Source organism: Pseudomonas sp. BRG-100 (assembly GCF_000737955.1).
GTDB classification, from domain to species: domain Bacteria; phylum Pseudomonadota; class Gammaproteobacteria; order Pseudomonadales; family Pseudomonadaceae; genus Aquipseudomonas; species Aquipseudomonas synxantha_A.
Genome location: NZ_JPRX01000001.1, coordinates 1194463 through 1206567, shown reverse-complemented (window position 1 = coordinate 1206567; position 12105 = coordinate 1194463). Strand labels below are relative to the sequence as shown.

The 12105-nt window shown below is 60.7% G+C and carries 11 protein-coding genes; 3 read left to right on the top strand and 8 right to left on the bottom strand.

The window, feature by feature from the left end; translation table 11 throughout:
* Window positions 1-646 precede the first annotated feature (646 nt).
* The 6 genes from JH25_RS22085 to JH25_RS22110 all read right to left on the bottom strand — a co-directional run bounded on the left by JH25_RS22085 (window position 647) and on the right by JH25_RS22110 (window position 7873).
* Window positions 647-2386 carry a dipeptidase gene (locus JH25_RS22085; protein ID WP_032877050.1) on the bottom strand — a complete coding sequence of 580 codons (1740 nt, stop codon included), beginning with the start codon at window positions 2384-2386 and terminating at the stop codon, window positions 647-649.
* Window positions 2387-2481: 95 nt separating this feature from the next.
* Entirely contained in the window at window positions 2482-3699 is a 1218-nt protein-coding gene (locus JH25_RS22090; protein WP_032877049.1) for a phospholipase D-like domain-containing protein, read from the bottom strand.
* 56 nt (window positions 3700-3755) lie between these two features.
* Complete coding sequence (locus JH25_RS22095; protein WP_005786664.1) at window positions 3756-4403, bottom strand: MotA/TolQ/ExbB proton channel family protein; 648 nt, start codon at window positions 4401-4403, stop codon at window positions 3756-3758.
* Between the two features lie 24 nt (window positions 4404-4427).
* The gene (locus tag JH25_RS22100; protein WP_032877048.1) at window positions 4428-6713 is read right to left on the bottom strand and encodes a TonB-dependent receptor; all 2286 of its coding nucleotides are present in this window, start codon (window positions 6711-6713) and stop codon (window positions 4428-4430) included.
* Window positions 6714-6737: 24 nt separating this feature from the next.
* The gene (locus JH25_RS22105) at window positions 6738-7463 is read right to left on the bottom strand and encodes an energy transducer TonB family protein (RefSeq protein ID WP_032877047.1); all 726 of its coding nucleotides are present in this window, start codon (window positions 7461-7463) and stop codon (window positions 6738-6740) included.
* Between the two features lie 2 nt (window positions 7464-7465).
* Complete coding sequence (locus tag JH25_RS22110) at window positions 7466-7873, bottom strand: ExbD/TolR family protein (protein WP_005786670.1); 408 nt, start codon at window positions 7871-7873, stop codon at window positions 7466-7468.
* Window positions 7874-8063: 190 nt separating this feature from the next.
* On the opposite strand from JH25_RS22110, the gene JH25_RS29190 reads away from it, so the two are divergent.
* Together JH25_RS29190 and JH25_RS22115 are read left to right on the top strand one after the other, a co-directional pair.
* Window positions 8064-8186 (top strand): hypothetical protein, encoded by a 123-nt coding sequence (locus tag JH25_RS29190; RefSeq protein WP_256858632.1) that lies wholly within the window; start codon window positions 8064-8066, stop codon window positions 8184-8186.
* The gene (locus JH25_RS22115; protein WP_032877046.1) at window positions 8183-9757 is read left to right on the top strand and encodes an alkaline phosphatase D family protein; all 1575 of its coding nucleotides are present in this window, start codon (window positions 8183-8185) and stop codon (window positions 9755-9757) included. Before JH25_RS29190 ends, JH25_RS22115 begins: the two co-directional genes overlap by 4 nt.
* Before the next feature lie 65 nt (window positions 9758-9822).
* Here the strand turns inward: JH25_RS22115 and JH25_RS22120 are convergent, their stop codons facing one another.
* Window positions 9823-10503: a serine-tRNA(Ala) deacylase AlaX gene (locus tag JH25_RS22120; RefSeq protein ID WP_032877045.1), complete on the bottom strand. Its 681-nt coding sequence runs from the start codon at window positions 10501-10503 to the stop codon at window positions 9823-9825.
* Window positions 10504-10592: 89 nt separating this feature from the next.
* Between JH25_RS22120 and JH25_RS0126905 the strand changes: the two genes are divergently transcribed.
* Window positions 10593-11567 (top strand): LysR family transcriptional regulator, encoded by a 975-nt coding sequence (locus JH25_RS0126905; RefSeq protein ID WP_050549327.1) that lies wholly within the window; start codon window positions 10593-10595, stop codon window positions 11565-11567.
* Between the two features lie 60 nt (window positions 11568-11627).
* Here the strand turns inward: JH25_RS0126905 and JH25_RS22125 are convergent, their stop codons facing one another.
* Window positions 11628-12035, bottom strand: a complete 408-nt coding sequence (locus JH25_RS22125; protein ID WP_003190109.1) for a PA2817 family protein — start codon at window positions 12033-12035, stop codon at window positions 11628-11630.
* Window positions 12036-12105 lie beyond the last annotated feature (70 nt).

Sequence of the window (12105 nt, the reverse complement as noted above, 5' to 3'; positions counted from 1 at the left end):
GCACTGCCGATCCCCTGTGGGAGTTGTCGAGCTTCAGCGAGGCTGCGAAAGCGGTGATTCAGGCGATGAAAATGTTGCCTGTGCCGCCGCCATCGCAGCCTCGCCGGGGCTCGACAGCTCCCACATTTGTGCGGTGTTGTTGTCGGGAGTTGTGCTTGGCGCGATGGTGCTGCCAAACGAGATCAACCCAACACCGCCGATCCCCTGTGGGAGCTGTCGAGCTTCAGCGAGGCTGCGAAAGCGGTGATTCAGGCGATGAAAATGTTGCCTGTGCCGCCGCCATCGCAGCCTCGCCGGGGCCCGACAGCTCCCACATTTGGGCGGTGTTGTTGTCGGGAGTTGTGCTTGGCGCGATGGCCCTGCCAACCGAGATCAACCCAACACCACCAATCCCCTGTGGGAGTTGTCGAGCTTCAGCGAGGCTGCGAAAGCGGTGATTCAGGCGATGAAAATGTTGCCTGTGCCGCCGCCATCGCAGCCTCGCCGGGGCTCGACAGCTCCCACATTTGGGCGGTGTTGTTGTCGGGAGTTGTGCTTGGCGCGATGGCCCTGCCAACCGAGATCAACCCAGCACTGCCGATCCCCTGTGGGAGCTGTCGAGCTTTAGCGAGGCTGCGAAAGCGGTGGTTCAGGCGATGAGCATGGGTCAGAGCTTCGGCAACTGCCCGACGCGGCCCATCATTTCAGTGACGATCTGCAGGTCCAGCAGGAACTGCTCAACCGTTTTGAACTCACTGTCGGTGTGCCCGGTGTACTTCTCTTCCGGACGGGCCAGGCCAAATTGCACCCCGTTGGGCAAGTCGTGCACCGAGGTTGCACCGGCCGAGGTGCCGAACTTGTGCGGCATGCCCAGGTTTTCCGTGGCGACCGCCAGCAAGGCTTTGACCCACTCACCTTCAGGGTTGCGGTACATCGGTGTATCCAGCGAATAGGCGAAGCTCACGTTGACCTTGGCTTGCTGGTTCCAGGCATTCAGTTTCTGTTCGATCTGTGCCTTGAGTGCCTCCGGAGTTTTACCCTTCGGCGCCCGCAGGTTCACCGCCAGCTTGAAGGCTTTGTCATCCAGGCCGACAAAGGTCGGCGAGGTGGTCAACGGCCCCATGAAGTCATCGGCGAAGCCCACGCCCAATTTGCCGCCCAGGTAATCCAGGCCCCAGTTGTCCGCTGCATAACGCGCCGCATCAGTGATGTGGTTGTGCTTGAGGGCAATCTTGCCGTCGACGCCGTGGATCAGTTCCAGCATACGAGCCACCGGGTTGACCCCGGTTTCGGGTTCGGAGGAGTGGGCGGATACGCCGGTGACAGTGAGTTTGACGTCCTTGCCATCGACCTTGGCGCTGACCTGGAAATTGCCGCCGTTGCGCTTGGCATAATCATTACCGGCCTGCTGCAGGCTGGCCGCTAACTCAGCAGGCTTATCGCTGACCAGCGTGGCGACCGACACCGATGGAATCTGGTTGGTGGCCTTGCCGCCGGTCATTGCGATGATTTCCGCGCCTGTGCCTTCGCCTTTGCGCACCGGGAAGGTCGCCATGACTGTGCCCGAGCCTTTCTCGGCGATCACCACCGGGTAGCCGCCATCCAGCGCCAGGTTGTATTGCGGCACGGGGTTGCGTTCGAAGTAGTAGGGAATCGCGTCACCGGCGGTTTCTTCGGTGGTGTCCACCAGCAGCTTGAACGTGCGCGCCAGCGGCAGTTTTTCTTCCTTGATCACCTTCATGGCATACATCGCCACGACGATGCCGTTCTTGTCATCTTCGGTCCCACGGCCATACATGCGGTCGCCGATCAGCGTGACCTTGAACGGGTCGAGCTTGGTGCCATCTTGCAGCACCCAGTTTTCCGGCGTGACCGGCACCACATCGGCATGGGCATGTACGCCGACGACTTCATCACCGCTGCCTTCCAGGGAGATTTCGTACACACGGTTATCGACATTACGGAAGTTCAGGTTGAAGGATTTGGCCAGGGCCTGGATCTTGTCGGCGATCTTGAGGAATTCCGGGTTTTTGTACTGTGGCAGCCCGTCTACGTTGAAGGTCGGAATCTCCACCAGTTCGCGCAAGGTTTCCAGGGCAGCCTTGCCGTACTTCACACGGGTGTAGATACCGAGCAGGCGATTGATCTCGTTCTGTTGCTCGGCGTTCAGGGTTTTGTTGTCGAGAAAGGCGCTGATAGCCGGGCCGACGTCAGCCGATTTACCCAGCTCGCCCTTGGCCAGGTTGCCGAGGAAGCTGCGGAAATCGGTGACCGATGTCTCGCCGAAGCTCTTCACAATCGCCGCGCTTTGGTCTGCGCTGATGTTGGCGAAAGCGGGGGTTGAGAGTGCCGAAAGGCTAGCCGCGAACAGGGTGGCAACGGCCAATTGCTTGAGTGGAAAGTGCATTGTTTAAGGCATTCCTTTGCAGGTAGTGAGTAGGGTGTTTCTGACAGGCAAGTCGGAAACATTTCCACACACTACCACTACTCAGGTGCCCAAGGTCAATGCTTGCCAGGATGGGGCTCAGGGTATTCATCCGTCACGCTCAAGGCTCTGGCGTAGGGCCCGTCCCACAGTTGCTCATGCAATTGCCCTACACGCCTGGCCATCGCTTCACTGCGCATCACCACCTCCAGATTGCGCGAGTTATCCAGGTAACCGCCCAACCAGTTGCTGGTGCCGATCCACGCCACTTGCCCGTCGATCTCCATGGTCTTGCTGTGGATCACTCGGGCATAAGGGATAAAACCTTGCTTGGCTTCGGGCAGGGTGACGATCTTGATTTCGACGTTGGGCAATACCGCCAGGCTCTTGAGGTAGGGCAGTTCCAGCTTATCGGTGTTCCAGTTGGACACCATCAGTTTGATCGACACCCCACGGGCAGCAGCGGCACGCACGGCGTTGTCGATCACCGCGTAGTACGGGCGGGTTCGATCAGGCCCGTAGGACAGTGGCGCGTAATCGAGCAATTGCACACGCACTTCTTTTTTGGCTTCGCCCAGCAGGCGTGGCAGTTCCAGCTGTGAGTCGCCTACGCCTGGCGGGTTGTAGCGTTGCGGGCTGGCCACCAGGTAGTTGCCGGTACGCAAGGGAACTTGGCCGGGGGCGGGCAGCGGTACCGGTTGTTTATCGGCGAGCGCAGCCTGGGCTTGCCAGTCTTGATCGAAGATCGCCTGCACTTGGCCCACGACGGCTGCGTCACTGATGCGCAGCCCGGTTTCGTGGATATGTTCCAGGGAGCGCCAGTCGAAATTCTGGCTGCCGATAAACGCCTGCGTGCCATCCACCAGCAGGTATTTGGCGTGGATGATGCCGCCGCTCAGTTGCCCGTAGGGCAGCACCCGCAAGGTCAGGTTGGGGATCGCACGCAGGCGTTCCAGGGTGGCAGCTTCCGACAGCCTGAGGCCTTTTTCTTCCAGCAAAAAACGAATTTTCACGCCGCGCTTGCCGGCAGCCTCAAGGCGTTCGATGACCGTGTTCATCACCGAGCCGGGATGGTCGACGGCGTAGAACTGGCCGATATCAATGCGGCTCTTCGCACTGTCGAACAGCTCGATCCATACCGGGCCAGTCTGGCGCAAATCGGCGGTGACCAGGGCGGTATCCACCGGCACGGTGTGCACCAGCTCAAACCCCGGAATGGAAAAGTCCGCCTGGGCCAGCGGACTGAGCAACACGCCGGCGAGGCTGGCGATACGCAACTTCATCGAAAGGGACATAGGCGTCTCATCGGACAAAACAAAGGGGCGGGCGTATTACGCGCCCGCCCGACGGGTCACGCTGTGCGGCTGTGCAAGGAGGTTGGTACAAGGTGCGGTACTTCGCCTTGTACGCGGGCTCCGCTGGCCGCGCGGATCAACAGGATCTTCAACTGGTCGTTGATGCGTTCCAGACTGTCCTGGAAAAAGTTGTGGAACACCACGCAGAACAGCGCGATGGCAATACCCAGCCCGGTGGCGAACAAGGCCGTGCCGATACCACCGGAAATCTGCCCTGGGTCGGAAACACCCGCCGTGGCCAGCGCCTTGAAGGTGTCGATAATGCCGAGGATGGTGCCCAGCAAGCCCAGCAGCGGGGCGGCGGTGGTGATCGTCTCGATGATCCACAGGCTGCGGGCCAGCGGGGCACGGGTCTTGAGGTATTGGGTGTCGATTTCGTCGTCCAGGTCCTTGCGTGAACCGTTGGATGCTTTCTGCGCCAGCACCGGCAGGATCATGTTCAGCGGCAGGCTGTCGCGACGGCTCAGGTTTTCCGGCAGGTCACGCTCGCTGTGCACGGGGGCGCCGAGGGCGTCGATCAACGCCCGAGCCTGGCGGCGCACGTAGGCAAAGTAGATGCCGCGTTCGATGGCGATGAAGATCGCAATGGCCATCGCCGCGTACATCACATAGAAGGTGACGTCGTGGAGCAGGTTCATATCCATGCTGGTGTTCCTCTTGGGTCAGTCTTAGAAATTCGCTTCCAGCGAAACCGTTACGGTGCGGTCCAGGCCAACGATGTAGGCCGGGTCGCCATCGCGAAAACCGCTGTAGCTGGCCGCGTTGGTCTTGGTGGTGTACACGCCGTCCAGGTACTTCTTGTCGAACAGGTTGTCGACGTTCAGGCGCAGGGTCGCGTCCTTGACGACTTTCTTGTCCACCGGCAGGTAGATACCGGCGCCAAGATTGAACACGGTGCGTCCGGAAATGGCTTCGTCGTTGGTCAGGTCGCCATAGAGCTTGCTGGTGTACTTGCCGCCGAAGGTGCCGTAGAAGCGCCCGTCGTCGTAACCAATGTTGGCCGCCAGCATGTTCTTGGGCACGTTGGCGAACTGCTTGCCGCTGGTGGGCAGCACGATGGGCTTGCCGGCGTTGTAGACGGTCAGGTCATCCTGCTGCTCGGCCTTGGTGTAGGTGTAGGAGGTGTAGTAGTTGAAGTGGTGGGGCAACTGGCCACTCCATTCCAGCTCCAGGCCTTTGTTGACCACGGAGCCCGCGTTGATGTCGGCAAAGTCGCCGTTGATGTCCCGGGACGAAACCTGGCGGTTCTTGAAGTCCATGTAGAACAGGGTGGCGGCCAGGGTCATGTCGTCGCCGCTGTAGCGCCAGCCCAGTTCATGGTTCCAGCTGGTTTCCGGTTCGGCGTCGATCGAGCCGGCGCCTTTGTCGTAGAGCACGTAGTTCTGCGGTACCCGCATGTTGCGCGACAGGCTGTAGAACAACTGGTCACGCTCGTCCAGCTGGTATTTCAGGCCGGCGTTGGGCAGCAGTTTGTTGTAGGTCTGGTTACGTTTTTCCGGGCGTTCGTTAAGGCTGCCATGGTTGGTGCCTTCACGCTCGACGTTCATGTAGGCCAGGCCGGCGATGAAGGTCCAATCCGGGTTGATGTACCAGGTGTCCTGGGCCCAGACCTTTTGCGCCGGGGTCACGGTGAAGCGGTCGCGCCCCTGGACCTGGTTGCCGTTGGCATCGACGATGGCACTGTTGGAATCCGGCCAGGTATCCACTGGCTTGCCGTTGCTCTTTAGGGGAATAAACGGCTGGGTCTGGCTCTGGCGTGCGCGCTCGTACCAGTAGCCGAATTGCAGGCTGTGGTCGCCCAGGTCCCAGGTCAGTTTGGTGGTGATGCCCGGCCGCCAGGTTTGCGTGCGTGAGGGGCGGTAGTACACGCCGCTGTTCGGTGTGCCATCGGCGTTGTACTGGGCGGCGGTGGGCAGGTTGCCGAGGTCGAACACGCCACCCTGGTTGGAGCCACGGTTGAGCGCATAGGCGGACGAGCCGACGCCGCTGCCGTTGCCCCAGTAGTAATACGGGATCACCGACAGCGCCAGGTTGTCGGCCAGTTTGAACTGGGTGTTGAGCACGGCGGTGAAGGTCTGGAACGGGTTCTGCGCCAGGGCGTAGTAGCTGTTGTACTTGCCGTTGCTGCCCACGCTCGGCGTGGCCGGGTAGGGATCGTACTTGCGGCCGTTCTGCTGGAACTGCGCCTTGGTCAACTGGCTGTAACTGTTGTTGTCCTGCTCGTGGTACTTGAGGATCAGGTTGGCGGTGTTGCCGTTGCCGGCGTCGAAGAAGCTGTTCCACTCCACCTTGTCCGCACGCACCGCGCCTGAGCCACGCCACATTTCCCCTTCGGTATGGGACACCGACAACCAGTTGCTCAGGCCGTTGATTTCACCGGTATTGAGGCGGGCGAAGGTCTTGCGCGTGGCGTTGCTGCCGACCACCTGTTTGACGAACGCGCCGGTTTCCTTGGTCGGGCGAATGGTCACGATTCCGATGTTGCCGCCGCTGGAACCAATGTGCGGGCCGTCGGATTCCGAAGCACCCTGGGTGACGAAGATCTGGTCGATGTTTTCCGGGTCGCCCAGCAGGTTGGAGTACAGCGCGTAGTTGCCGGAGTCGTTGATCGGCATGCCGTCCACCGACATGCCCACCTGGTCGGAGTTCATGCCGCGCATGGTGAAGCGAAAACCCGAGAGGCCGGTGTTGTCTTCACTGGAGATGTTCAAGCCTGGGGTGTACTTGAGCTTATCGATGGCATTGCCTGTTGCTGCCTGCTTGTCCAGTGCTTCCTTGGTCACCGTGGAGCGGCCCTTGATGCTTTCTTCCGGGACCATGTAACCGCCCCCTGCGCTCGCCTTGCCTTGTACCCCAATGGTGCCGACATCACTGTCGCTGGTCTCTGCCATGACCAGTCCCTGGCTCATGCTGGTCGCGGCAACGAGTGCCAGATGAATGCGGGTGAACTTCATCACTGTCGTCCTGATGTCGGGTGCTTATTGCACGCTGTAGTTGAAGGTGGCGGTGAAGCGCTGCTCATTGCGGCCCCCGAAGGCTTGTTCGGGGAACGGTTTGACTTGCTTGATGCGACGCAAGCTGTTGGTGGCGGCCCGGTTGAGCAACATGCTTGAGGCCTGAGTCTGCAAGCCGGAATCGAGCACACGGCCCTGGCGGTCCACCAGCAACCACACCACCACCTCGCCGCTGGGGCGTTCGAGCGACGCCTGGCGCCCGGTGGGGTACTGCTTGTAGGTGTCCAACTCGTTGCGCAAGCCTTTGAGGTAACCGCCTTCCAGGGCCTGGCCGTCGACCTTCGGTGGCGCCGGTGGGGCGGGCGTCGGTGCCGTTTGGGCGACGGCGACCGGGGCTGGCTTGGCGGCCACCGGTGGCGGCGTTGGCGCGGGCTTGGCGACCACGGGCGCCGGCTTGGGCACAGGTTTTGGCTTGGGTTTGGGTTCGGGTTTAGGCAGCGGCTTGGGCGGTGGCGGTGGCGCCGGCGCGGCCTCTTCCTCTTCTATTACCGGCGGTGGCGGTTCTTGTTCCACCACCGGTTCCGGTATGACTTCCGGTTCCGGCTCGACCAAGGCCAATTCGACCGCCGACTCGTCATACACCGGCTCGACCTTCAAGGTCTGGGACTGGATACCCAGTGCAATCAGCACCAGGGCGATCAGGGCCGGGACACTGCCCAGCAGCTGACGCGCACGAAACAGAACGTACATGATCAAGACTTACGCGTAGCAATGGACACGGAGGTGAAGCCACCCAGGCGCAGGGTGTCCATCACTTCCACCAGGCGCGAAACCTCTACGCCTTTGTCGCTGTTGACGATGATCGTCGACTTGGTGTCGGGCTTCTCGGCCGCCTTCAAGGCCGGCACCAGGGCATCCACCGTCAGGTCCTTGCCGTCCAGTTGCAACTGGCCTTCCAGGCCCAGGGTAAGGATGAATTTGTTTTGCGGTTTGAGCTGCTGCGAGCTGCTGGCGCTGGGCAATTGGGTCTTCATGCCGAGCGCGGGAATCACGTTCAGGCTCACCAGTACGAAAAACACCAGCAGGAACATCATCACGTCGATCATCGGGATCAGTTCGATGTGCGCCTTGCGTTTCTTGGGTTCGTCCCAGGTTCTCATTCCGTTACCCCGTTATTGAATTAGGGGCAACACGCTAGCAAGCAAAAATGACCGAATGGTTAACTTTAATTGACGGTTTAAAGGCTCTAGGACGGGTCTTTCAGAAAACTTACCGGTCAGTTTTGGCACGTAATGAAACTGACACTCGGGGCGTACATGCTTGAGAAATTTATCTTGAGAGCCAGCTTCCATGGACACAGCATTGCCTCAATTGACTAACGCACGCCTGCTGTTACGAGCGCTTGAAATGCGTCAGACCGAGGTGCTTTTTACCCTTGCCGCCGTGCGTGACGACTGGGAGCGCTGTCTGTGAGCGGCGGGGTAGACCACAACCGGCGCCGGATACTTGGCGGGCTGGCGGTCGCTACCGCGTTTTCGATCCTCAGCCCGTTTGCGCGCAGTGCCGGGGTGGATTATCCGTTCACCCTCGGCGTGGCTTCCGGCGACCCGTTGCCGGATGGCTTTGTGATATGGACGCGCCTGGCGCCGTTGTTCAACGCCGCGGATGGCCGTGGCGGCCTGAGTCGCTCAGTGCCAGTGCGTTGGCGGGTGGCCAGCGATGCGGCGATGACGCGTATTGTTAGGCAGGGGGAGGTGCTGGCGACGCAGCGTTTCGCTCACGCAGTGCATGTCGAAGTGGCGGGGCTGGCGGCGGATCGGCCGTATTGGTACCAGTTTGAAGGGCTCGGTGCGCAGAGCCCGGTGGGCCAGTCCCGCACGATGCCGCCGCTGCAGGCCATGGCATCGGCCCGGCTGGGGTTTGTGTCGTGCTCGCACTGGGAGCGCGGTTACTTCAGCGCCTACCGACACCTTGCCGCGGAGCAGCCCGACCTGGTGTTTTTCCTCGGCGACTATATCTATGACAGCTCCTACGCGGCGGATTCGGGCAAGGTTTTTCGTGCCCACGGCAGTGGCAATGCGCAAAGCCTGAGCGACTATCGCAACCGCTACGCGTTGTACAAGACCGATCCGGACCTGCAAGCCCTGCACGCCGCCGCACCCAGCGTGGCGACCTGGGACGATCATGAAGTGCAGAATGACTATGCCAACCGCTGGTCCCAGGATCCCAAGGTTGCGGTGGCGCAGTTTCTCCAGCAACGGGCGGCGGCTTACCAGGCGTTTTACGAACACATGCCCTTGCGCGCCAGTAGCGTGCCCAAGGGCGCGGACATGCGTATTTATCGACGTCTGGACTACGGTCGGCTTGTACGTTTCCATGTGCTCGACGGGCGTCAGTATCGTTCCGAGCAACCGTGCATCGCAGCCAATGGCAGCCACCAGGGGCATGTTGTCACCACCCCTTGCAGCAACTTGCGCGACCCCGCCCGCACGTTGCTCGGCTGGCAACAAGAAGCCTGGCTGGACCAGGGTTTTGCCCAGTCGAAGGCGCATTGGAATGTGATCGCCCAGGATTTGCTGGTGGCGCCGCTGATCCAGCGCGATCTCACCAACCACAAGCCGGGGCGCTGGACCGATGGGTGGGATGGCTACATGGCTAACCGCTCACGGATGCTGGCGTCGATTGTGCGCAATCGCGTGAAGAACCCGGTGTTCTGGGGCGGGGACATTCATTCGTTCTGGGCCACTGACCTGCATGCTAACGCCGACAATCCGGACTCGGCGGTGGTTGCCACCGAGTTCGTTGGCTCGTCGGTGACCTCTGACGGCCCGCCCTATGACGCGTTCATGAAGATCATGCCGCTTAACCCCCATGTGAAGTTCTTCGACAGCCGCCAGCGCGGGTATGTGTCGGTGGAGTTGGCGGCCGATAGCATGTTGACGAATTTTCGGGCGATCAGTGACCCGCGTGACCCGGCGGCGACGGTGTCGACGTTGAAGTCGTTCGTGGTCGAGCCGGGCAGGGCAGGGGCGATTGCCGTCTAGCCTATTTCTCTGTGGCGCATCGGTCCACTGTGGGAGGGGGCTTGCTCCCGATAGCGGTGGATCAGTTACAGGTAAGCTGACTGACACACCGCTATCGGGAGCAAGCCCCCTCCCACATTAGTTTCAATTTCATAGCGCACCGACAATGCGCCCTTTTTCTCCGATAGCGCCAGGATCGTCACCTGGCCCAGCTCGCTCAACGCTTGCACATGAGTGCCGCCACAGGCGTAAGCCGGCAATTCACCGAAGCCGACTTCGCGGGTGCCTTCATCCAGCGTCATATGCCGTGGATAGTCAGCGGCGATCCATTGGTTGACCCATTGCTGGAGCGTTTGCGCATCCATGTCTTGCGCGCTTTGGCCACGGATAAAGGTGATCTTGCCTTCGCCCGGCCAGTGGTGGGCCTTGATCGGCATCCAGCCCAGACGTTCGCCGGCGTTGCCGATCAAATGGCCCGCCGAATGCAGGCGGCTGTGCAAGGCTCGACGCTGTGCGTCGACTCGTGCAATGACCGGTCCAGGTTCCAGAGGCCGGTCGACGTAATGCACCACCTGTTCGGTTTCCTGCACGACCCGCAGTACCTGGCTATCGCCGAGCCAGCCGGTGTCGAACGGCTGGCCGCCGCCTTGGGGATGAAAAATCGTCGACTGCGCAATCACGGCGAATTGCTCTTCGTGCGGGGTGCAACTGAGCACTTCCAGCTCGGCTGTCAGGTGGTCATGGGTAAAAAACAGGCGCTCGGTCATGGTCTACATCCGCATCAGGGTTCTGTGGGCAGTATAAATAGTGCGCAGATGAGTGATAATCCGCTCAATTATCAATGGACCTGTGCGTCATGAGCATCAATCTTCCTTTGCCGTTGTTGGGTGAAATGGCGATTTTCGTCAAGGTCGTGGAAACCGGCAGCTTCTCCGAAGCGGCGCGGCAACTGAGCGTCTCCCCCTCGGCGGTGAGCCGCAGCATTTCACGCCTGGAGCAAGCCCTGGCCACGCGCTTGCTGCAACGCACAACGCGCAAACTGCGCCTGAGCGAGGGCGGTGAAGAGGTGTTCAAGCGTTGCCAGGAGATGGTCAGCGCGGCCCGCTCGGTGATGGAAATCAGCGGCCAGTTCACCGATGAAGCCGAGGGCCTGGTACGGGTCAGCGTGCCCAAGGCGGTGGGGCGGTTCGTGGTGCATCCGCATATGCCGGAATTTCTGCGGCGCTACCCCAAGGTGGATGTGCAATTGATCCTTGAAGATCGGCATGTGGACCTGATCGACGACAATGTCGACTTGAGCATTCGTATCACTGACAGTCCACCTCCCGGCCTGGTCGGGCGCCAGCTATTGCCCATCGAACACCTGCTGTGCGCGACGCCGCAGTACCTGGCCGAGCATGGCACCCCAAGCCATCCTCATGATTTGCTCGAGCACAGTTGCATTTACCTGGGGGAAACGCCCGGCGATTCACGTTGGAAATTTCGCCAGGCCGGCAAGGCGGTGACGGTTGGCGTACGCGGGCGTTATGCAGCGAACCACACTGGGGTGCGGTTGGATGCGGTATTGCAGCATGTGGGGATTGGCAGCTTGCCGTATTTCACGGCGCGGCATGCGTTGGCGGCGGGCCAGTTGGTGCAAGTGTTGCCAGCGTGGGACTTTATTGCGTCTTACCATGGCGAGGCGTGGTTGCTGCATTCGCCAACGCGGTACTTGCCGCCGAAGTTGCGGGTGTTTATCGATTATCTGGTGGAGTGCATGGCCAAGGAGCCAAAGCTAAATGTGGGAGGGGGCTTGCCCCCGATAGCGGTCTGTCAGTCACCTTTACATTGACTGACCCACTGCTATCGGGGGCAAGCCCCCGCCCACATTTGAATCTCAGTGCTTGAAAAGTCAGTGCTTGCTCTGGTCCTGGGGCATGGCCAGCAGTTGCTTTTCCTGGTTCCAGTCGAACGGTTCGTCGTTCTGTTCGGCCTCATAGCGACGTTCTTCCAGGGCCTGGTACAGGTCCAGTTCTTCGTCGGGCATGAAGTGCAGGCAGTCGCCGCCAAAGAACCACAGCAGGTCGCGTGGCACCAAGTGGGCGATTTGCGGGTAGCGCAGGATGACCTGGCTCATCAGGTCCTGGCCCAGGTACTGGCTTTCGATCGGATCGATCGGCAACAGGGCGCGCAGTTCGTCGAAACGCTCCAGGAACAGCGAGTGGCTTTCCTCGGGTACCTGTTCGGCTTCGCCGACGGCAACCAGGATGCTGCGCAAGTGGTCGAGCAAGACGAGATGATCGGCAACGACGTTGGACACGAGATAAGTCCTCTAAAGCAAAAACGGGCGCGAGAGTATATGCCTCTCGCGCCCGTTTTTATATGACCGC